Origin of the sequence: Acinetobacter sp. YH16044 (assembly GCF_013417145.1) — a bacterium.
Classification (GTDB): domain Bacteria; phylum Pseudomonadota; class Gammaproteobacteria; order Pseudomonadales; family Moraxellaceae; genus Acinetobacter; species Acinetobacter amyesii.
In genome coordinates this window covers 1-21964 of record NZ_VPEK01000037.1, presented here as the reverse complement: position 1 = coordinate 21964, position 21964 = coordinate 1, and the positions used below count along the sequence as shown (strand labels likewise).

Genomic DNA, 21964 nt, shown 5'->3' with positions numbered 1-21964 from the left:
ACTGAGGATCAGAAAGCTTGTTTGAATCGATGTATTTCATCCGCAGATTATGCACGAATGCTAAGAAATCCGGAGTGCAAATATTAACCAAAAAGAAGATCGTTTTTTGATTTATGAAAGAGATCTAGTGCAAAAGTTAGATATCCCTTGCCTGAACCAAAATCCACGACATGTAGAGATTGATCGGTCTCTTTGATCTGACTTAAAGCACCTGAAAAAATTTCTACAAATTTATTAATTTGTTTCCATTTACGCGCCATGCTCGGAATAATTTGTGCTTTGGCATCCGTAATGCCCAATGGCTGTAGAAAGAAACTGTCTTGATCGACATAGCGATGTTTTGCTCGATCATGCCCTTGCTGCTCCGTAGGATTTTTCCCTAAAGCAGGCTGCTTTTTGCTAATGCTTAGCATGGCTTTCTTTTTATTTTTCTTAAGCTGAATTTCTTCATCTAAGGTCATCAGGTTGGCTTGCTTACAACAACTCAATAAACTTTCGACTTGTTGATATGCAGATGCGATTGGATAATTTTTGGTGATATCTTGAGTTTTGTAACGATATAAACAGCTGAGAAATGACTCACCTTGCAGCGAAATGACTCGCAAGGTCATTTTTTCTAATTGGTCTAATTCACCTTTATACTGACTCAAAATCATGCGATCAAAACGCTGTGTTTCAATGGCTTGCTGAAAGGCTGCTAAAAATTGCTGCTCTTGCGTAGAGGGAGAAGCCAATGATGACATAATATAAACCTAGATAAATTTGCAAAACAATTTTAAATCTTCTTACACCAAAAGCAAAATTGAATTACTATACATGTGTATATTTAAATTATTATAAAAGATACGTTATGAATCCTCCCCATCTTTTAGCTTATGACCAAGCTGAAGAAAGACTGAATTTCTATACCCATGCTTTCGGTGCAGCGTTGTCGGCCATCGCAGGTATCCTACTGATTTTAAAAGGATCATATCTTCCAACTGGAAAATGGCTTGCACTTTGGGTGTATGCATTCAGTATGCTGTTATTGTTTTCAGCGTCGAGTCTATATCACTTCGCAGAATCTCCTGAGCGCCGTGGTTGGTACAAAAAACTCGACCATACCGCAATCTATTATTTAATTGCAGGTACTTATACCCCGTTTCTGGCAATCGCACTGCCTACCGCAAAAGCGCATTATTTACTCATTGCACTGTGGGTTATTGCCGCTATTGGAACACTATTCAAATTAATTTTCATTCATCGTTTTCAAAAGATTTCGTTGATTGCTTATTTGGTGATGGGATGGCTTGCAGTACTGGTAATGGATGATATGCAACGCTTTTTATCTGATCAAGCTTTAACCTACCTGATCATTGGCGGGCTATCTTATACAATCGGTGCATTGTTTTATGCCTTAAAAAAGGTAAGATATACACACGCTATCTGGCATATTTTTGTATTGATAGGTGCAGGATCACATTTCCTGTCGATTTATCTCTACGTGATATAACCCGCTGACACTGCATTCTTTAGTGACCCTAATTCCGCAGTCCGTAAGTTGGTATTTCGTATTTTTTTAAGAAATTACGCCTTTTTTAAAAAGATTACGCTTTTAAAACTAAGTTCAATTATTTTTAGTAAGTGTAAGGTCCACCATGGCGTCTTCAAGTGCTGCTGCCACTGAACAGCAACCAACAAATTCAAAATTCCGCGTACTTACAGCTAGTCTTGTAGGTACCACAATCGAGTTCTTCGATTTCTATATCTATGCAACTGCGGCTGTAATTATCTTCCCGCATCTGTTCTTCCCTGCAAGTACAGATCCAACAACCGCAACGATCCAATCTCTAGCAACGTTTGCAATTGCCTTTATTGCTCGCCCGATTGGCGCAGCATTCTTTGGCCATTTAGGTGACCGTATCGGTCGTAAAGCCACATTGGTTGCCGCACTCCTCACCATGGGGATTTCGACGGTATGTATCGGCTTGCTTCCAACCTATGCTCAAATTGGTATCGCTGCTCCGCTCATGCTTGCGCTTTGTCGTTTAGGTCAAGGTCTTGGTTTAGGTGGTGAATGGTCAGGTGCCGTTCTGCTTGCAACTGAAAATGCGCCAGAAGGCAAACGTGCTTGGTATGGTATGTTCCCACAATTGGGCGCGCCAATCGGCTTTATTCTTGCAACAGGCTCATTCTTGACCTTAGGTCACTTCATGTCTGAAGCTGAGTTTATGCAATGGGGCTGGCGTATTCCATTCATTGCAAGTGCTCTATTGGTTATTGTCGGTCTGTGGATTCGTTTAAAATTACATGAAACACCAGCGTTCCAAAAAGTATTGGATAAGCAAAAAGAAGTAAATATTCCGTTCAAAGAAGTGATCACTAAGCACTGGGGGATGTTAATTCTCGGTACGATTGCCGCGATTTGTACATTCGTTGTGTTCTACTTAACTACAGTATTCGCTTTACAATGGGGTACAACGCAGCTGGGTTACACACGTGAAGAGTTTTTAAAACTTCAACTGGTTGCCACACTTTGTTTTGCTGCTTTCATTCCACTTTCTGCTGTATTTGCTGAAAAATTTGGTCGTAAAACAACTTCGATTGCGGTGTGTGTTGTATCTGCATTGTTTGGCTTAGTCTTCTCAAGCATGCTTGAGTCTGGCAGTACTGCGATGGTGTTCTTATTCCTATGTATCGGTCTTGCGATCATGGGTTTAACCTATGGTCCAATTGGTACGGTATTGTCTGAAATCTTCCCAACGTCTGTACGTTACACAGGTTCAGCTTTAACCTTTAACATGGCAGGTATTTTTGGTGCATCTTTCGCGCCATTGATCGCAACTAAACTTGCAACTGGCTATGGTTTATATGCAGTAGGTTACTACCTGACTGCAGCATCAATCCTTTCATTGATCGCGTTTTTAATGATTCGCGAAACCAAAAATGATGATGTGAATAATCAGGTTTAATCTGATTCAATAGCAAAAAAAGCCAGCGATATCGCTGGCTTTTTTTATGTCTCAAATTGAGTCAAAGACTAATTATTTCTCTGTAGTGACGGCATTTCGATTTAATTCATGAATGCAGCTTAGATCCCACTAAGTAGCAATACACCTTATCTGTTCCAAGACACTGTCATTCACTCAACTTCAAACAGCAAATGTTTAATGGCACGGTTCAATTTTATTAACAAAGCAAGGTCTGTAGCTCTTCATCAAGAGGAACAGTCACCAAACCGTTTAGCGATAATGAACGGTAGTTTTTGATTAAACCAACTCGATAATATCAATGGTCGGTGGCACAAGAAAACGAAAAGGTACCCCAACCATCCCCGTACCGACAGTGACAAAGACATCTGCATTGTCATGCTGATATAGCCCTTTTTTATGACCTAAAATCGACACTTTTTTCATTACATAATCGGTCAACCACGGCAGTTCTACTTGTCCACCATGCGTATGACCCGATAACATCAATGGTCGTCCTGGCAGTTTAGGTACCATATCGACGGTATCTGGATTATGCGACAAAATGATCCAAGGCTTATCCTGTGGCAATTCTGGCAAATAGCGCATATCGGCTTTACCAGCCCATAAGTCCCCAACGCCTAATAAACGAAACTCATTAAACTCAACCACCTGCCCTTCGATATCCACCACATGATTACTTTCTAATGCATTTTTTAACAGCGCTTGAATAGGCGGACCGGGATATTGCTCATCATGATTACCATTCACCGAATAAATTGGAGCAATAATTTTTTTCAGTACAGCCAGTTCTTCAGCCAACTTATTTTCAGGTTCATAAGTCCAATCCCCTGCAACCACGACCAAATCAGGATTTTGTGCATTGATTTTATCGACGATCATTTTTAACTGACGTTCATGGCCCGAAAATAAACCAATGTGTAAATCACCAATTAAAGCAATGCGTACAGGCTTTAATAATTGTCGTGTTTCATGCAATTGATATTGGCATTTTTTTACCTGAATCATGTGCGGCTCGATAAATCGGGCATAGCATAAAAGGCCCGTAACAGCACCGACAAAAATCGCTTCATGCAGTGAATAATAACCACTCCAGCCTGCATAAAAGCTAAAGAAGAATAAAGGGATAAGTAAATACGAAAGATAAAATGCCAACAAATGTACGAAGGCTTTAAACGGATGAATCGTTTCCGTGCGCGACTGACTTAACCAAGCTTGGGAAATTGCCCAAACGCCCAGCACAGCCAACCCGATATAAAAATACATCACTACGGAATCTAATTCCCACATACATTTGCTCTACAATTTGCCTAACGAGAAAACTCGGTCACTATATTTATCTTTTCACAGCTGACACTTATACTCAAATCAAATTTTTTAGTATGTCTAACAGTATGAACTCAGCTACACCGAAACAGCAAAATTTGCCCTTCATACACAACCACACTAAGGCGGTTTTGCTGAGTTGTAGCCTTGTTTTGACTTTATCTGCATGTAGTACCTTGCCTAAACAGCAAACTCAACCTGTGGAATATGCCTTTAATACTCCTACAGACGATACTAGCCTTGCGAAAATTGTGCTGCCGCTACGTGAACAAAATCCAAACTTAACCGGTTACCATGTTCTTTATGACCCATTGGAAGCCTTAGCGGCTCGAATCGAGCTGATCAATAAGGCCGAAAAAAGTTTAGATCTACAATACTATATTTGGGATAACGACAAAATTGGTGCTTTGGCCCTACATGCCATGATCAAAGCTGCTGATCGTGGGGTGAAAATTCGTTTATTGGTCGATGACAACAATGCCAAAAAAATGGAAGGCATTTATATGGCACTCGACCAACATGCCAATATTGATGTCAAACTGTATAACCCCTACCGCTTCCGACATTTTCGCCCTGTCGATATGGTGCTGGATCTAAAACGCATCAACCGCCGTATGCACAACAAAAGCTTTATTGCAGACAATCAAATCGCACTGATTGGTGGTCGCAATATGAGTAACCAATACTATAACGTCAGTGATAATTATCAATTTTCCGATGTTGACGTCATGCTGGTCGGTGCGGCATCCGATGAAATCATTCATTCTTTTGACGAATATTGGAATGATGACTATGCCTTTCCAGTACGCCAATTGGTCAATCCACGCCACTATAGCTTGCGCTTTGACAGTCTCAAACAACAACTCGATGACTATAACCAAGAAGCCACTGTAGTTAATTATTTGGACTTAGCCAATCGTTCACATGCCTTTGATGACTGGCTCAACAATAAAATCCAATTTGACTGGGTTAAAGCCGAAGTGGTCAAAGATTCCCCAAGCAAAATCAAATCTAAGGCTAAAAAAGAAGAGCATCTCAACTTTCAGCTCCTCAACCGTTTAGATAAACCGGAACAAAGTGTCGATATCGTTTCGGCCTACTTTGTCCCAGAAAAAAAAGGGGCTGAACGCCTAAAAAATCTTCGTGCCGATGGTGTAAAAGTCAGAGTTTTGACCAACTCATTCCAGGCCAATGACGTGCCATTGGTTCATGCTTTTTATAGCAAATATCGCCAAGATCTCTTGGAACACGACGTTCAACTCTATGAATTTCTCTCTAGACCTGATGCAGAAAACCTCAACACCAATACCAAAGAGTTGGCGGAAAAATCTAAAGTGAGTCTGAAAGGTTTAAGCCGTTCGAGTCTGCATGCCAAACTGATGGCAATTGATGAAAAACAAGTTTTTATTGGTTCATTTAACTTTGACCCTCGCTCAGCATATTTAAATACTGAAATTGGGGTATTACTAAATAGCCCACGCTTAGCCAAAGCCGTCCATTACACCATGGATGAAAATTTGAGTAAATATGCCTATAAGTTGGTACTCAATGCAGACCAACAAATCAATTGGAAAATTAAGCTGTCAAATGGTCAAACGCGTATTTATCCACGTGAACCGAAAATCAAGTGGTGGCAAAAAGCGGGGGTTAAATTTGTCTCTTGGTTGCCGCTCGAAGGCTTTATGTAAGGATCGTGCTGCAAAGGCATCCCCTTGCAGCGTATCATTAAATTATTTAACTTCAACTGGAACTGGCACTTTAAGGACTTTAGCTTGAAGCTCAGCTAATCCCTGATTCATTTTTTGCTGTACTTCTTGCGTCAGGCTTTCAACAGTATGACCTGCCGAATCAATTGCCGGCAATGTCATCAGATGCGCGGTGACATTCGGCATTTCCAAGACATTTTTGACATGTCGATCAAAGCTAATGTCTCCGACATAGGGCGCAATATTATCGAGTTCACCGTCCTGATTCACATAGCAAATTAAGCAAATTTGGACTGGACGCTCAGCTTCAATCGCTGCACCTAAAATACGACCATGAATTTTTTTAATTTTGCTGCCATCCGAAGTCGTGGCTTCTGGGAAAAAGAGTACCGGCGTATCTTGTTTTAAGAAGCCCGTAATTTGTTCTTTAATTTTAATCGAGTCGCCAGAGCCACGCTTAATAAATAACGTGCCACCGCCTTTCGCCAAATTACCGAATACTGGCCATTTTTCAATTTCAGCTTTAGCCAAAAAGAAAACACGTGCACCTGAACCCAAAACTGCAACGTCTAACCATGAAATATGATTACTTACCCAAAGGGCGGGTTGACGTGGAATTTCACCATGTACTTTGACTTCAAGATTAAATACTTTGCATAACTTGCGACAAAAATACTGCACATAGCGGGTATTTTGCGGGTTATTCGGGTCTTTATACAATTGATGACGATAAACCAAATAAAAACCCTGCGTCACAGCAACGGCTGCTGCACCGACTTTTTTACAATACAAATAAAATTTTGAAAACACATTAATTTGCGGTGTATTGACGATTTGAGGTTGATTCATAAACGGTTCACTAAAATGACACGGTGCCACAATTTGGCGTAAATTTTCATCATCATATACCGAAGACAGTTTTTTTGCATTGATCATAAAAACCGAAGTCGAAGATAATATTTTTCCATTTTAATCGTTTTTAAAAATCAAATATCATTTTTATATCGATTTTAAAGGTTATGCATTATGAATCACTCACATTCAGATACCCCTCCTATTTCTTCATGGCAAGCTTTAAAAGCCATTGCTGGTTTTTCACTGATATATATGAGTGTGCTTTTTTTACTGGCACTGAGCTTTCACAGCTTTCTCTAATTGAATAGTACAACATACAGCAACTTAGCCATTAATCCCTCACTTAGATTAACCCTCGCACTCCATTTTCGCCTAAAATGAATCTTTAAACAGGAGTGTGTGCTGAGTGGAAAATTTAAATCAACATCAAGCGAGCGGTGAACGCGTAATTTTAGTCAGCGTAGCAGTACAAATGCTCGCAGACCTTGATGCCGAAGAATTTCACTTACTAGCTCAATCTGCAGGTGCCAATATTCTGCAGCATGTGCATGCTCAGCGTATTAAGCCTGATGCCAAATTATTTATTGGCTCAGGGAAGGCGGAAGAAATTGCAGAAGTGGTTGCAGAGCATGAAGTAGAATTGGTCATCTTTGACCATGCCCTCACCCCTGCCCAAGCACGTAATCTTGAACGCATCATGCGATGTCGTGTGGTCGATCGCACAGAATTAATTTTAGATATTTTTGCCCAACGCGCACGTACCTATGAAGGTAAATTGCAAGTTGAATTGGCCCAATTACAACATATGGCTTCACGACTGATTCGTAGTCGTGGCGATCTCGATAGCCAAAAAGGCGGGATTGGCTTACGTGGACCGGGTGAAACGCTACTGGAAACCGACCGACGTCTACTCAAGCTGCGTATGGGACAACTCAAATCGAAACTTGAGAAAGTCCGCCAAACACGTATGCAAGGTCGTGTGGCACGTCAAAAAGCCGCTGTTCCGACCGTGTCATTGGTGGGTTATACCAATGCGGGTAAATCGACCTTATTTAATAATTTAGCAAAAAGTGATGTCTATGCAGCTGACCAACTGTTTGCGACACTCGACCCGACCTTACGCCGTCTACATTGGGATGGTATCGGTAACTTGGTGCTCGCTGATACCGTAGGTTTTGTGCGTAATTTGTCGCACTCATTGGTCGAGTCATTTAAAGCCACCTTAGAAGAAACGTTGGAGGCGACCTTATTGTTACATGTCATTGACTCCAGTAGTCCAGACATGATGGAACAAATCGAGGCTGTCGAAAAAGTATTGAAAGAAATTGGTGTCGATGTTCCGATTCTGCGCGTTTATAACAAAATTGATGTCAGTGGTGAAGATCCTAAAATCATCTATGGCAAGCCGCATCAGCCGGAACGTGTTTATGTCTCTGCGCATAGTGGTAAAGGTCTACCCTTATTACGCCAAGCGGTTCAAGAATGCTTAATGGGGCAAATTCAAAGCTTTGAAGTCCGTCTAAAACCGGCTTATGGCAAATTAAGAACACAACTGTATGCACTTAATGTGATCCAAAATGAAAGTTATGATGAACAAGGCAACTTAATTTTGCATGTCATCATCGCCCCGCATAAGTTAGAACAACTGATTAAACAGGCGCATTTACCCATCGAAGAAATTTTGGGAACGCGTGCGCAACAATTTCAACGTCCACTTGAAGAATTTGAAATTAAAGACTAAATCGGTTAAAACTTGATTAGTATAATTTTAACGAAAGACAAAAATGGACTGGATCAAGCGCATCGACTGGAAAGCCTGGATAGGCACTATTGCATTAATTATTATTTTCCGTGAAGGCGCGGTCTGGGTCATGAAGCAATTCAATCACCCAGAATTAGGCAATCTAGTCGGTTTGATTGCCCTCTTGATCGTGCTTTCATTTTGGAGAAAATTCAACAAAATTCCAGCCAGTTTGGTCGATACCAATAATAAAATCATGAAAGAAAGTGCCTTTGCCTTCTTACCCATTAGTGCAGGCTCATTGCTGATGATGATGCATTTAGGTGATGAAATTCCAATGTTTTTGATTGTTCTCTTTGTCAGCACCCTCATACCGCTATGGGTCTACGCAAAAATGTCTAAGAAATGGCTATAAGGAGAATCAACATGCTTTCAATCATCTCTGGATTCATCATTACCCTGATCGCCTATCTTGTCGCAAAACCCATTAATAAAAAATTACCGCAAATCCCCGTGATTGTGATTGGGATGTTTTTCGTCATTGGTATGCTCTATCTTTTTGGCATTTCCTATGAAAGTTATATGGCACAGGTCAATCCACTGTTCAATAACTTACTCGGCTATGTCACAGTGGCCTTGGCCATTCCTTTAGCAGCGATGCGCTACGATGACTTACCATTAAAAGCCGTAGGCGGGATTTTAGTCTTTGCCAGTATCAGTGCCGTTGCCCTCCCTATGGGGCTGGCTTATTTACTGCATCTGTCTGATCCAACCATTATGGCTTTCGCTACACGAGCTGTGACGACCCCTATTGCCATCAACATTGCGACGCTGCTGCATTCCCCGATTCCTTTGGTGATTTTGATTGTGATTTTATCAGGGGTGATTGGTGCAGCATTTTCACCCATCATACTCAAAAATATTCATGATGAACGTGCATCAGGACTCGCCTTAGGACTTGCTGCACATGCAATTGGCACAGCTCAAGCTTGGCAGCGCGGCAGCATTGCTGGGCGCTATGCGGCATTTGGCATGGCGGTAAATGCAGTATTCACAGCAATCTGGTTGCCAACTTTCATACTCTATCTACAAAATATGTGACTGAGCAATCACTTTTAAATGATTGTTTTGTATAAAAAATAAACTTAATATAAATTCTAGGGTACACCACAACACATTGAACGATGTGCTGTGGATGTTACATTTTTGGTAAAGGCACTTTTGTGCAACATGTCAACTTTCCCGAATAAAATGTAAATATTTAGGCTTAGAGTAGTTGCTCTAAGTTCAAATATTACCTAGTATGATCAATAAACCCTCACAAAGTGTATTGATAAAGGATTATTAATATGATCGAAAAAAGTTTGAAATGGGCTGCATTATTTGGTGCTGTAGTCACAAGCTCTGCACTCTATGCTCAAGATCTTACAGGGACTTGGCAACAAATTGACGATAAAACCGGTTCGCCTAAAGCACTGATCGAAATTCGAAAAGATGCCAAAGACACCTATACCGGCAAAATTGTGAAAGTGACGCCACGTCCGGGTTATACACCAAAGGAAAAATGTGTGAATTGCCCTGCACCTTATACCAACCAGCCTATTTTAGGGATGGATGTATTTAAGGGGCTGAAACTTGAAAGTGAAAATACCTACTCTCAAGGAAAAATTATTGATCCTTTAGCAGGCAAAATTTACAGCTTAAAAGGCAAAATTTCTGCCAATGGTAAGCGCTTACATTTACGTGGATATCTGGGGATTTCCGCAATTGGTCGTACACAGACATGGATTCGCGCTGAATAAATTTTAAATTTATTCAGTAAATTGATTTGATATAGGTGAACCACCTACAGGGAATATCTGATGAAAAAATTAAAAGTGAGCCTCTTATTCTTAGCTGCTGTAATGAGTGGTTCAGCTTTTGCTCAAGACCTTTCAGGGACTTGGCAACAAATTGATGATAAAACAGGTTCACAAAAAGCCATTATTGAAATCCGTAAAGAAAGTAATGGCACATTCGTGGGTAAAATCATCAAAGTGACGCCGCGTCCGGGCTATACACCACGCGACACCTGCGTAAACTGCCCTGCACCCTACAAAAACAAGCCAATCTTAGGCCTTGATATCTTAACAGGTTTAAAACATATTGAAGGCACTAATAACTACGACAAAGGCCGTATTATTGACCCTCTTTCAGGCAAAGTTTACGACACAAAAATCCGTTTAAATGCCAGTGGGAAACGCCTAACTTTACGGGGTTATATGGGTGTTTCTGCACTTGGTCGTAGCCAAACTTGGATTCGCCAAGAGTAACCTCAAACAAGTAAAAAAACCGCCGACATGGCGGTTTTTCTTATTCCGAATATCTTCAAATTATTTTTAAATTAAAGTTGACTATTCTCGTAAACTTTCTAACATACGTGCTCATAAATCATGCTTCTCGGGGACAAGCGATTATGTTTAAAAAAATATTATTCAGCCTTTGCACATTCGGATTGATGAATGGTGCATTTGCAAATGACATTGCTGGCACGTGGCAACAAATTGACGATAAAACAGGAGCGGCCAAAGCGATTATTTCGATTCACAAAGAATCAAATAATACCTATACCGGTAAAATTATTAAAATTACACCACGTCCGGGCTATACACCGCAAAAAAACTGTAATAAGTGCCCTGCGCCTTATACCAACCAACCGATTCTCGGCATGGAAATTGTTAAAGGTTTAAAGCAAATTAATAATACAAATAATTATGAAAAAGGTCGTATTATCGACCCTCTTTCTGGCAAAGTTTATGATGCTAAAGTGCGCTTAAACAGCACAGGAAAACGTATTTCGATCCGTGCAAGTATTGGCGTTTCAGTCTTAGGTCGTAACCAAACTTGGATTCGTTTAGACTAATCCTCACACCAATAAAAAGCCGCATCAATGCGGCTTTTTTATTTTTAAATACTTACATTACAGGATTATCGACAGCAAACATGTGCTGATCTTCTAAACGATAGGCCATCAACTGATTGCCCCAGACACATCCGCCATCCACATTTTGGATTTTTGCTGAAATGCTTTTTCCTTGTAAAGCAGCCCAATGACCAAAAAGAATTTGATGGGTCTGAGCTGCTTGTGACTCAAACTCAAACCATGGTTGAAAACCCTTCGGCATTGGGTCATCGAGTGAATCCTTAAAACTGAACTCTAAACGACCTTCTGCATCGGTTAAGCGCATGCGGGTCAAATAGTTGGTAATACAGCGTAAGCGCGCATGACCAGATAAATCATCCAACCATAGGTTCGGCTCTTTACCGTACATCACTTGAAGAAACGCATCGACCACATCAAAGTCGTCATGACCAATCACCGCTTCCACTTCTTTTGCCAAATCAGCGGTTTGCTGCGCAGTCCAATTCAAAGGAATACCCGCATGAGTCAAAATGGTTTGCTCATTCGGAAATAGACACAGCGGCTGCTTGCGTAACCAATCAATCAAATCATCACTTTCTAAAGCGTGAATCACATCATCGATATTGTCTTTAGGATTGATATCCTTAATACCGCGAGCGCATGCCAGCAAAGTCAGATCATGATTGCCCAGTACCGTCGCCGCAACTTCACTATCCACTAATTTTTTGATGAACCGCAAAGCGCCTACCGAGTTTTCACCCCGTGCGACGAGATCACCGGCAAACCATATAAAATCTTGGTCTGCATCAAACTTAATCTCTTTCAGTAAAGCTTTTAATGCTTCAAAACAGCCTTGAACATCACCAATGACATAGTTATAGCGAATATTGCGAGTCATAATTATTTAAGCCACCATTTGATCTGCTAATGCGACAAATTCTGCAAGTGTTAGGGTTTCTGGACGCGCCATTGGATCAACCCCTGCATTTTCAAAACCATCTTCAACCAACATGCCTTTTAAGCTGTTACGCAAGGTCTTGCGGCGCTGAGTAAAGACATGTGAAACTAAACGCGCAAGCGCTTTTTCATCTTTCGCCACAATCGGTTTAACGGCATAAGGCTCTAAACGGAATACCGCAGAGGTGACTTTTGGCGGCGGATTAAATGAGCCCGGTGGCACTTCAAATAAAAACGTCGGTTTGCAGAAATATTGAATCATCACCGATAAACGACCATATTCTTTAGTATTCGGTGAAGCGGTAATACGGTCCACGACTTCTTTTTGCAGCATGAAGTGCATGTCTTTGACTTTGTCGCCAAACTCCAAGAGATGAAACAGCAGCGGAGTCGAGATGTTATACGGCAAGTTGCCAACCACGCGCAGAGGACGGCCTTCGGCAAACAGCTCGGTAAAGTCATATTTCAGCGCGTCGGTTTCAACAATGGTCAAGCGCTCAGGATGCGGCACACGGCCCGGCAAACCTGCAGCTAAGTCACGGTCCAGCTCAACCACAGTTAGAGCATCACATTCACCAATTAAAGGCGATGTAAGCGCGGCAAGACCGGGACCAATTTCGACAATATTGTCACCAGTACGCGGATTTACCGAACGTACAATTTTGGCAATAACACGTTGATCATGTAAGAAATTCTGTCCAAACCGCTTACGCGTGTGATGCCCTTCATCTTTTGGGTTTAGGGCATTAATTTGATACATAAAATTCTCCGCATAGGTTTATTACAACGATTACTGACTTGATTCAAATTCACTCAAGCGAGCAAAAATTTCTTCGGACTTGGTCACATTATCCCGAGCCGCTTTAATTACACTGAGCAATGGCTCTCTTTGTTGTAACAAAGCCATTGTTTCAGATTTCATCATTTCTTCAGTTTCAGCCTGAATGGAGAGCAAACTTTCACGCATTTCAGCATTGTGTACGCGCTCTACACCGAGTTCGGGATTACCATTCAGTTGAGCCTTCAAATAAATATTGAAAGTTTCAAAATCTGCTAAAAAGTCATCTAAATCGTCTGGATGAATAGAATTCACATCAGTTAACTTCAGCAAAGAACTCAACATTCGTCCCGCAATATAGACTTGATTTTTGGCAATCATTGCTTGAATAGCTGAATTGTTTGCTCTAGCCATCATATCAGCCAGAATGTTATATTCAGCTTGAATACCCGGAATGGTTTCACTTACAAGAAGTTGATATTCATATAGCGCACTCAGGCTATTTTGATGCTGTACAAGCAGATCAATATTAGCATTGATTGCCTGTCCATCTTGAAGCATTTTATCAGCACCATCACGATTCGCATATTTTTTATGCACCGCGGTCAGCGCTTGATTAAATTTTTGCTGATTATGTTTAAAGCCATCCACAGCACCCGGTAATGCAAAACGTATAAATCCTTCCGTCTGTTTTGGAATTTGCAGCGATAATACTTTTAATTCACAAAAATGATGATCTGTAGCAAGCGTTGAACATGCTGACAGCATCAACGCTAACACAATCCCAAAAAATGGGCGAATGTTCGATTTCGCCCCAAGCATCTTGTTATTTTCCTGTTTTGTTTTTGATAATTTTTTACTATTATTCATATAAAATTCAAACCCTTATTATTAATTTTCGTTATTTTTCGCACGTGCTAATTCTAAAGCCAAATCAACCGCCACCTGTAAACTCGAACTTTTAGCAAGACCGGTTCCAGCCAGTGACAGTGCTGTGCCGTGATCCACTGAAGTCCGAATAAACGGTAAGCCCAAAGTGATATTGATGGCTTCGCCAAAGCCCTGCGACTTTAACACAGGCAAGCCCTGATCGTGATACATCGCCAAAACCGCATCGGCATCTTTTAAATTTTCAGGGGTAAATAAGGTATCGGCAGGTAAGCTCAGGCTCATATTCACCCCTTGAGCGCGATAACGCTCTAGCACCGGATTGATCACTTCAATCTCCTCCATGCCCAAATAGCCATCTTCACCCGCATGTGGGTTTAGACCGCAGACTAAAATATGCGGATGATCTTTTTTAAATTTGGTTTTTAAGTCATGAATTAATATATCGATGACTTGATGCAAACGTTCTTGAGTAATGGCATCGGCTACATCACGAAGCGGTAAATGTGTAGTTGCCAATGCGACACGGAGCGTTTTGGTCGCAAGCATCATCACGACACGATCAACGCCTGCAAATTCTTGATAAAACTCCGTATGTCCGCTGAAATGGATACCGGCATCATTAATAATCGACTTTTGCACAGGTGCAGTTGCAACACCAACACTTTTGCCAGACATCGCATAATCTGCAGAACGCCGTAATTGCTCCAACACATAGGCTGCATTGTTCACATCTAACTGACCTGCGATGACAGATTTAGCCACAGGTACATGTTCCACATAAAGCTGACCTAGAGCTGCCGACGCTTCCTGCCCAACATAGTCAATCAGTTCAACTTCGAGCTTTAACTGTTGAGCACGCTTGATCAGCAAATCTTTATCAATAAGAACCACAATTGGCCTTTCATCTATTCGATTGGCTAAGCTCAAACAAATATCAGGTCCGATACCTGCGGGTTCACCGCTCGTGATATATAAAGGCAGCATGGGTCTATCCTGTGTGTGCAATAACATTATTATACTGTGTGATGCACATGACAGACCTAATTTTATTGACTAAAAATACCTGACAAAACTCAAAAATAAGCGCGTTGTACGACATTGTATGGAATGAAATCGAAAGCAAAACCTAAAATGTCAATGATCCAAATCAATGCAAATAAGAATCATAATGCCGCGCTGAACGACTGACACATGCTGCGGGTACTTCGTTATCAACCAAAAAGACATAACGCTCACAAGCAATAATCCAATCAACAGATAAACCAATAAATAACTAAGGAAAAATAAAGTGAGCATCATCAACAAAACGATGATCGCACCATCCGCCCCATGCAAATATACCAAATACAAAAAAGTTGGGCTTAAAATCAAGGTGCTACATAAGCCCATTAAATACCACCAATGTCGCAAAATAAGGGTTCAGATGTGTTTTTTAACAGATTAGAATTCGACATGATTTACTTTCATCCGCTTTTTTTATAATTTCTGGATTATCTACTGTTTATTGCTGAAGAAATATACTACAATACAGCGCTTGAAATTTTATATTTTCATTTGTGATTCTTCACGTATTCGTATAGAATCGCGTCTCCTTTTGTTTGGACAGCTTCCATAGTCCAAACCAACTATAATAGGTAGTGGTTTAATGAAAACTCTCAGCGCTAAGCCAGCTGAAGTTCAACACGACTGGTACGTTGTTGATGCTTCTGGCAAAACTTTAGGTCGCCTTGCGACTGAAATCGCTCGTCGTTTACGCGGTAAGCACAAAACTTCTTATACTCCTCACGTTGACACTGGTGACTACATCGTTGTTATCAATGCTGAGCAAGTTCAAGTGACTGGTAAAAAATCACTTGATAAGAAATATTATCGCCACACTGGTTTCCCTGGTGGTATTCGTGAAACTAATTTCGAAAAATTAGTTGCTCACAAACCAGAAGAAATCTTCGAACGTGCTGTAAAAGGCATGTTGCCAAAAGGTCCTCTTGGTTATGCAATGATCAAGAAAATGAAAGTGTACGCTGGTACTGAGCATCCACATACTGCTCAACAGCCACAAGTTTTGGACATCTAAGGGATACAGCACATGGCTACTAACTATGGTACAGGTCGCCGTAAGACCGCAACTGCACGTGTTTTCCTATCAGCTGGTACTGGTAAACTCGTAATCAACAACCGTTCTTTAGAACAATATTTCGGTCGTGAAACTGCTCGTATGGTTGTTAACCAACCACTTGAGCTTTTAGAAGCTACTGAGAAATATGACCTTTACATCACTGTTGCTGGTGGTGGTATCGGTGGTCAAGCAGGCGCTATCCGTCACGGTATTACTCGTGCATTGATCGCTTCTGACGAAACTCTTAAACCTGCTCTTCGTCAAGCTGGTTTCGTTACTCGTGATGCTCGTGAAGTTGAACGTAAGAAACTTGGTTTACGTAAAGCTCGTAAACGTCCTCAATTCTCTAAACGTTAATTCGTTTACCGAATCGGACAAAAAACCTTGGCTTATGCCAAGGTTTTTTTATGTCTTAATTTTTATGAAGATGATGCAAATAGAACAATGATCCGATAAACAAAGAGACTCAAACTCGCAATTAAGCATATAACCGACAGTGTTAGTGTAATTGTACAAATGGTCATTTTGCTTTTTTGTTCAGGACTATCATCCTCTGCTCCATAATCAGAGGCATAACCTCCAGCGAGTGCCGTATAAAAGCCAATGCCCATAAAAATAACAGCAGCGAAAAATAATAATTTTTGTACAAGTGCAATGGTCATCATGCGGTGACGATCAGGTAAATGAATGACATGAAATAGCTATCAGATAAAATCAAATAAAACAAAACTGTAATTTTCACTGTAGCGGCATTGATATTGCTAAAGTCCCCGTGATTTTACTGTCTAATTTTAGTATCCTATCTTATTCATTTCTCATCGTCTCGGATTATGTCAGTCGAAAATGCACCTCTCCAAGGGATTACGCTTTACAGTCATGCGGATGACTTTCGCTCACACTGGATACGCTATGTACTTGCAGAGAAGCAAATCAAACATAATTTAATTATTGCTGATGATGAAGACGAAGATCTTGCAAGTTTAAATCCCTACAATCAACTTCCGATGATGATTGAAAATGGCCTAAAACTCTATAAAAGCAGTATTATTGCCGAATATCTGGATGACCGATATCGTCAAAATAAACTGTATGCAGATGCACCCATGCCTCGTGCAGAGCAACGTCAATATGTATGGCGCTTCGAACAAGATTGGTTAAGACTTGCCGATATTATGCTTCGCCATCCCGATACCCTCGATGAAAAAGCCAAACAAAAAGCACAAAAACAATTACGTGATACACTCATTTCACTAACCCCCTTGTTTCAGCATTATCCTTATTTTATGTCTGAACAATTTAGCATGTTAGACTGTATGCTCGCACCTATATTTCTGCGCCTAAAAGCCATGGGGATTGAGCTTCCCAAACAGCAATGCCGCCCTATATTTCTCTATTGCCAACGCATCTTTAGCCGTCCAGCATTTATCAAATCAATGACATTGCAGGAAAAAAATCGCTATAGCGAGCTTTTAGTAAAAAATTAATTTTCCATAAATATTCGAGTAAGCATTATGTCTGAACAGGAACTACAACTCACTCCAACACGTCCATACTTAACACGGGCACTTTATGAATGGATTTGTGAAAACCAACTTACCCCCTACCTACTTGTCGATGCGACACAGAATGGTACGATGGTGCCAGTTCAATATATTCAAAATGGCCAAATTGTCCTGAATATCGCACCTCATGCAACGCATGCGCTACACATGAGTAATGAGACGATTACTTTCTCTGCACGCTTTGGTGGCGTTTCGCAAAACCTCTATATCCCCTTTTCTGCTGTTCTAGGCATCTATGCACGTGAAAATGGTCAAGGAATGTTCTTCGATCCTCAAGAATATGAAGGTATTCAGAATGATCAAAATGCTTTAAAATCAAACGACCAAGAACAACAAGAGCAACCGAAGAAAAAACCGGGTTTAAGGTTGCTCGATTAAAGAATAAGGAAGCGAATAATGGCTTTTGATTTAGTACAATATTTTGTCGAACAAATAGAATCTCAAAAGCCTACGCTTTTAAGTCATTTAAATCGTGAAGAAAAACGACAACATTTACGTGAAATTAATGCTTTAACCTTAGGTGAATTGATTCATCAGCTCCGCAATAATGCTCAAAAGGTTTATCAAGAAATTACTCATCCTGATGAACTCTATATTCAAGAAGTTTCACGCCATCTGACCACCAATCCATCGAATGCATCAATATTAGAGCGCTCTGAACTTGAACACCTAACAACTGAAATTTTTCATTTACAATTAAATGAATTAAAGCAACTTCATGATACCGGCTCACACTCACCACAAAGCATTCAAGAATTACTCAACGGCCAAATTGAACACCTTTCTGGTCAAGCGGATGATTGGGTTTGGTCAACAAACAACCTAACAGAGCTTCTTGGTTCTAAACCAAATCTACAAGAAGAGATATCATTAGAAGTATCAATGAAGGAGTTCAATCAAATGGTTAATCAACAACATACTCAAGAAGATGTGACAACTGAAGTACAAGTGCCAACTTGGTCAAAAATTGTAGAGCCTATCGTTGCAGTGGTGATTTTATGGATTCTGGCATCTGCAGCTTGTAATATTTTTGCTTAAGTGACTTCATTTTTCTAAATCAATAACCTGCTTTTTTAAGCAGGTTTTTTTAAATCGAATATTCTAAATTACACGCCTTTAGATCACTTTTTGTTTTCTTTATGTAAATCAGTCAGCTTTAGTCTGCAAAAATCGAGTTTTATCACACCATTTACAAAATATTACATTTGAATTTTGGTAAATTTTATATCAAAAATAAAGTTTTAAAATACATAAAAAATATATATAGCAAATTAAATCACATTTTTTAAATCCTAAAACTTAACGCTATATTTAGAAAATATTATCCTTTTAAAGCAAAAAATTAATTTTATTGCAATGCCCCTTACGCTTCCTATAATTAAATTATGTAGTTAAAAACGCTAGTTAATTACCTAAATATCTACAAATAATAATCATGTATAACCTAAAAGAGGGGCATAAAAATGGCTAAAGTTTCATTAGAATCACTCACAACAATCGACGGTTTTCATGCAGCGGCACTGGTAGACGGTGAAAGTGGCCTAGCTATGGCGACACAAGGCGGTGGAGATATTGATTTAGAATTAGCAGCTGCTGGAAATACTGAAGTGGTTCGCTCCAAAAGACGTGTTGCTCAGTCACTCAATTTAGATGATCACATTGTTGATATTTTAATTACCTTAGGAAAGCAGTATCACTTGATTCGTCCACTGGAAAATAATGAATCCGTGTTCTTATATTTAGTACTTGATCGTGCCAAAGCAAACCTAGCCATGGCTCGACACGAATTAAAAACCTATGAAAAAAATTTAGATTTTGCTTAATTTCACCCAACCCTCTTATGCCAATAAGAGGGTTTTTTATTCCCAAAATGTTTTACAGGTTTGAATAAAATTAGTCGAGGAACACCATGAATAAGCAATATATCAATATCGGCATTGCAGGATTAAGTATTCATGATTCAGATCAACTCAAACATCAGCTTTACGCAATTTTTCCACAGCACTTTAATATCCAATGGAAAAGTGCATCTGATGTGAATCTCGATTGCCTATTTATTCATGAGCGTTTTTTTGACACCGAAGGAATTCAAAAAATATTAACACGCCGCGCTTTACCGTGGCTCAAGATCTCGAAAGACAACCAACAATCAGGGCGCGTCAGAAATAATACGCTGTTCCTACCCGTGGATGACAATCAAGAGCTCAATCAATGGATTGATAAACATCTCGTCAGCCATAATGACCTTAACGAATCCATAGAGCATGCACAAAAATGTCAAACTCAAAGCTTTAGCGATTTTAATTTGGAAGATGATTACTTCAAAAAAATGTATGCAGAATATAACCATGAAAAATTACACCTATATGATGATCTAGGCACAATAGCGGTAATTGATACCACACAAAACATAGCTTGGCTCAACCTTGAGCGTCAACTTCAACACACCGATGCTAGTTTTAAATATGATTTCGCATCAATTGAAGATATGACCCATGTAAGTCGAAAGCACCCCGTCATCCTTCAAGACTGGATATGGAATCTATTTTGGCAAACTCCGAATTTTTACCAAACAGTTCCTGAAGATGGTCATTTTCGAATTTTAAGCTGGCCAAAACCTGCTGAATATTTATCTCATAAACAAATTTTTCAACTTTCTGCATGCTTTATCCAGGGCGCAAAGATATCAGCGATCGCAGAACAATATGATATACCCCTCAGCACCATTCGACAGTTCATTGCTGCGAATATGGCATCACTGAATATTAAAAAAATAAACCTTTGGGATAAACATTACACGCCACCTGAAACGCATGAACCAACAGAAGAAAAGAACTTTGTGCAAAACTTCTTTCGTAAATTACGCCGTAAATTTGGATTTTAGAATAGGACATCAAACATGATTCTTCAGCAATATAAAATTGTCTTTGCTGGTTCTATGGGTGCTGGAAAAACTGAAGCGATCCGTTCACTTTCTGATATCCCAGTTCTACTGACCGAGGCGTTTAATACAGATCAAACCAGCCATCAAAAACTTGAAACTACAGTAGGTATCGACTACGGAGAAGTGACCTTAGAAGATGGTTTAAAAATAGGTTTATATGGTACCCCTGGACAAAGTCGTTTTGATTTTATTTGGCCTGTGATTTGTCAAGGCGCAATCGGTGCAATTATTTTGATTGATCATAATGTTAATGATCCCCTAAGTGAACTCGAAAGCTACTTAGAAACCTTCCAAAACTATACAGATAACATAGCCATTGGAATTACCCATACAGACGAAATCACAAGTTCAACGAATACTGCTATCTACAAAGATTGGCTGATTAGTCAGGACTTATATTCGCCCCTATTCTTTATTGACTGTCGCAAAAAATCTGACGTTTTACTGCTACTTGAAGCTTTAATTACCTCAATCGAAGTAAATCACTACATTACCGCATAAGGAGCTATTAATGTTTAATGTCACAAAACGCACCGCTTCGAATGAGTTAATACAACATGCCCGTGAACAAATAAATAATATTATTAACAATGCACGAGGCGTTCATTTCATCATGGTGTGTTCAACAGATGGATTTGAGCTAACAAGTGTTTACAAACGTGGGCAATATAACAATAGCAAGTTAGCTGCGGTTAGCAGCTCTATCCTTGCAATGGTGTCAGCATTTATTAAAGAAATTCATTTGGTCGGTTGTCAAAATATAACCTTAGATGCCGAAAATGGAAAAGCGATACTTGCATCTGTTGCTGCACAAAATCATCCCATGATTATTGTGGCATTGACTGATAAGGACATTTTATTAGGCCAAGTCTTATATATGCTTAAAGCTGCAACGCAATCAATTATTTCAGCGGATCAATAAACTTTATAGAAATATAAAAGACTATTAAATTTATATTTGAGGCAGAAATATTCATTTATTCGTCACTTTAACTTATTCATTTTCCTATTCTATTCTTCTTTTCTTCTTTTACCTTTTTCCCGACATAAAAAAACACCCCCTGAGATATCAGGGGGTGTTTCGAATAATGAGCTGGCGATGACTTACTCTCACATGGGTAACCCCACACTACCATCAGCGCTAAGAGGTTTCACTTCTGAGTTCGGGAAGGGATCAGGTGGTTCACTCTTGCTATTGTCGCCAGCACAACTGTTAT

The 21964-nt window shown here is 39.9% G+C and carries 25 protein-coding genes, 1 rRNA gene and 1 pseudogene; 18 read left to right on the top strand and 9 right to left on the bottom strand.

All coding sequences use genetic code 11. The features are described from left to right. Positions 1 to 125: 125 nt before the first annotated feature. Positions 126 to 743 (bottom strand): annotated as a pseudogene (locus FTV38_RS14710) (methyltransferase); the annotation flags it as partial. Positions 744 to 850: 107 nt separating this feature from the next. On the opposite strand from FTV38_RS14710, the gene FTV38_RS14705 reads away from it, so the two are divergent. Both FTV38_RS14705 and FTV38_RS14700 read left to right on the top strand, forming a co-directional pair. Next, positions 851 to 1492: a hemolysin III family protein gene (locus FTV38_RS14705; protein ID WP_180009191.1), complete on the top strand. Its 642-nt coding sequence runs from the start codon at positions 851 to 853 to the stop codon at positions 1490 to 1492. 145 nt (positions 1493 to 1637) lie between these two features. Beyond that, positions 1638 to 2951 (top strand): MFS transporter, encoded by a 1314-nt coding sequence (locus FTV38_RS14700; protein WP_111885003.1) that lies wholly within the window; start codon positions 1638 to 1640, stop codon positions 2949 to 2951. A 297-nt stretch (positions 2952 to 3248) separates the two neighbouring features. Here the strand turns inward: FTV38_RS14700 and FTV38_RS14695 are convergent, their stop codons facing one another. After that, on the bottom strand, positions 3249 to 4259 hold the full coding sequence (locus tag FTV38_RS14695; protein ID WP_180022878.1) for a metallophosphoesterase: 1011 nt from the start codon (positions 4257 to 4259) through the stop codon (positions 3249 to 3251). A gap of 104 nt (positions 4260 to 4363) precedes the next feature. Between FTV38_RS14695 and FTV38_RS14690 the strand changes: the two genes are divergently transcribed. Then, a complete protein-coding gene (locus FTV38_RS14690; protein WP_257228801.1) occupies positions 4364 to 5983 on the top strand; it encodes a phospholipase D family protein in 1620 nt (539 codons plus the stop codon). 42 nt (positions 5984 to 6025) lie between these two features. On the opposite strand, the gene FTV38_RS14685 is transcribed toward FTV38_RS14690, so the two are convergent. Then, on the bottom strand, positions 6026 to 6850 hold the full coding sequence (locus FTV38_RS14685) for a 1-acyl-sn-glycerol-3-phosphate acyltransferase (RefSeq protein WP_180022880.1): 825 nt from the start codon (positions 6848 to 6850) through the stop codon (positions 6026 to 6028). A 412-nt stretch (positions 6851 to 7262) separates the two neighbouring features. Between FTV38_RS14685 and hflX the strand changes: the two genes are divergently transcribed. From hflX to FTV38_RS14655, 6 genes are all read left to right on the top strand, one after another. After that, complete coding sequence (gene hflX / locus FTV38_RS14680; RefSeq protein WP_180022876.1) at positions 7263 to 8597, top strand: ribosome rescue GTPase HflX; 1335 nt, start codon at positions 7263 to 7265, stop codon at positions 8595 to 8597. Between the two features lie 43 nt (positions 8598 to 8640). Next, the gene (locus FTV38_RS14675) at positions 8641 to 9012 is read left to right on the top strand and encodes a hypothetical protein (protein WP_078194269.1); all 372 of its coding nucleotides are present in this window, start codon (positions 8641 to 8643) and stop codon (positions 9010 to 9012) included. Positions 9013 to 9023: 11 nt separating this feature from the next. Further along, entirely contained in the window at positions 9024 to 9698 is a 675-nt protein-coding gene (locus FTV38_RS14670; RefSeq protein ID WP_078190106.1) for an LrgB family protein, read from the top strand. 248 nt (positions 9699 to 9946) lie between these two features. Next, a complete protein-coding gene (locus FTV38_RS14665) occupies positions 9947 to 10399 on the top strand; it encodes a DUF2147 domain-containing protein (protein WP_111884999.1) in 453 nt (150 codons plus the stop codon). 60 nt (positions 10400 to 10459) lie between these two features. Further along, the gene (locus tag FTV38_RS14660) at positions 10460 to 10909 is read left to right on the top strand and encodes a DUF2147 domain-containing protein (RefSeq protein ID WP_168379558.1); all 450 of its coding nucleotides are present in this window, start codon (positions 10460 to 10462) and stop codon (positions 10907 to 10909) included. Positions 10910 to 11052: 143 nt separating this feature from the next. After that, on the top strand, positions 11053 to 11499 hold the full coding sequence (locus tag FTV38_RS14655; RefSeq protein ID WP_078194271.1) for a DUF2147 domain-containing protein: 447 nt from the start codon (positions 11053 to 11055) through the stop codon (positions 11497 to 11499). 52 nt (positions 11500 to 11551) lie between these two features. On the opposite strand, the gene FTV38_RS14650 is transcribed toward FTV38_RS14655, so the two are convergent. Genes FTV38_RS14650 through pdxA form a run of 4 tightly spaced genes read right to left on the bottom strand, consistent with a single transcriptional unit; the run spans position 11552 to position 15109 of the window. Further along, positions 11552 to 12397, bottom strand: coding sequence for a symmetrical bis(5'-nucleosyl)-tetraphosphatase (locus FTV38_RS14650; protein ID WP_180022875.1), 846 nt, complete (start codon positions 12395 to 12397; stop codon positions 11552 to 11554). 6 nt (positions 12398 to 12403) lie between these two features. Then, on the bottom strand, positions 12404 to 13216 hold the full coding sequence (gene rsmA / locus FTV38_RS14645) for a 16S rRNA (adenine(1518)-N(6)/adenine(1519)-N(6))-dimethyltransferase RsmA (RefSeq protein WP_078190111.1): 813 nt from the start codon (positions 13214 to 13216) through the stop codon (positions 12404 to 12406). Between the two features lie 30 nt (positions 13217 to 13246). Beyond that, positions 13247 to 14104, bottom strand: a complete 858-nt coding sequence (locus tag FTV38_RS14640; protein WP_180022874.1) for a pilus assembly protein PilJ — start codon at positions 14102 to 14104, stop codon at positions 13247 to 13249. Positions 14105 to 14125: 21 nt separating this feature from the next. Next, positions 14126 to 15109: a 4-hydroxythreonine-4-phosphate dehydrogenase PdxA gene (gene pdxA, locus FTV38_RS14635; protein ID WP_180022873.1), complete on the bottom strand. Its 984-nt coding sequence runs from the start codon at positions 15107 to 15109 to the stop codon at positions 14126 to 14128. Positions 15110 to 15770: 661 nt separating this feature from the next. On the opposite strand from pdxA, the gene rplM reads away from it, so the two are divergent. Then, positions 15771 to 16199 carry a 50S ribosomal protein L13 gene (gene rplM / locus FTV38_RS14630; RefSeq protein WP_004722943.1) on the top strand — a complete coding sequence of 143 codons (429 nt, stop codon included), beginning with the start codon at positions 15771 to 15773 and terminating at the stop codon, positions 16197 to 16199. A 12-nt stretch (positions 16200 to 16211) separates the two neighbouring features. Continuing rightward, positions 16212 to 16598, top strand: coding sequence for a 30S ribosomal protein S9 (gene rpsI / locus FTV38_RS14625; RefSeq protein ID WP_078190115.1), 387 nt, complete (start codon positions 16212 to 16214; stop codon positions 16596 to 16598). A gap of 62 nt (positions 16599 to 16660) precedes the next feature. On the opposite strand, the gene FTV38_RS14620 is transcribed toward rpsI, so the two are convergent. Continuing rightward, entirely contained in the window at positions 16661 to 16906 is a 246-nt protein-coding gene (locus FTV38_RS14620) for a hypothetical protein (RefSeq protein WP_180022872.1), read from the bottom strand. Between the two features lie 165 nt (positions 16907 to 17071). On the opposite strand from FTV38_RS14620, the gene FTV38_RS14615 reads away from it, so the two are divergent. The 7 genes from FTV38_RS14615 (at position 17072) to FTV38_RS14585 (ending at position 21669) form a co-directional block, all read left to right on the top strand. Further along, entirely contained in the window at positions 17072 to 17725 is a 654-nt protein-coding gene (locus tag FTV38_RS14615) for a glutathione S-transferase N-terminal domain-containing protein (protein WP_180022871.1), read from the top strand. A gap of 27 nt (positions 17726 to 17752) precedes the next feature. Then, positions 17753 to 18181, top strand: coding sequence for a ClpXP protease specificity-enhancing factor (locus FTV38_RS14610; protein WP_180022870.1), 429 nt, complete (start codon positions 17753 to 17755; stop codon positions 18179 to 18181). Between the two features lie 18 nt (positions 18182 to 18199). Continuing rightward, a complete protein-coding gene (locus FTV38_RS14605) occupies positions 18200 to 18841 on the top strand; it encodes a hypothetical protein (RefSeq protein WP_180022869.1) in 642 nt (213 codons plus the stop codon). 425 nt (positions 18842 to 19266) lie between these two features. Then, positions 19267 to 19626 (top strand): roadblock/LC7 domain-containing protein, encoded by a 360-nt coding sequence (locus FTV38_RS14600; RefSeq protein ID WP_180022868.1) that lies wholly within the window; start codon positions 19267 to 19269, stop codon positions 19624 to 19626. Positions 19627 to 19712: 86 nt separating this feature from the next. Continuing rightward, positions 19713 to 20687 (top strand): hypothetical protein, encoded by a 975-nt coding sequence (locus FTV38_RS14595; RefSeq protein WP_180022867.1) that lies wholly within the window; start codon positions 19713 to 19715, stop codon positions 20685 to 20687. A 15-nt stretch (positions 20688 to 20702) separates the two neighbouring features. After that, positions 20703 to 21248 (top strand): ATP/GTP-binding protein, encoded by a 546-nt coding sequence (locus FTV38_RS14590; RefSeq protein ID WP_078190122.1) that lies wholly within the window; start codon positions 20703 to 20705, stop codon positions 21246 to 21248. Between the two features lie 10 nt (positions 21249 to 21258). Beyond that, positions 21259 to 21669 carry a hypothetical protein gene (locus FTV38_RS14585; protein WP_078194283.1) on the top strand — a complete coding sequence of 137 codons (411 nt, stop codon included), beginning with the start codon at positions 21259 to 21261 and terminating at the stop codon, positions 21667 to 21669. A gap of 169 nt (positions 21670 to 21838) precedes the next feature. Here the strand turns inward: FTV38_RS14585 and rrf are convergent. After that, positions 21839 to 21953, bottom strand: a 5S ribosomal RNA gene (rrf, locus tag FTV38_RS14580). Between the last annotated feature and the right edge of the window lie 11 nt (positions 21954 to 21964).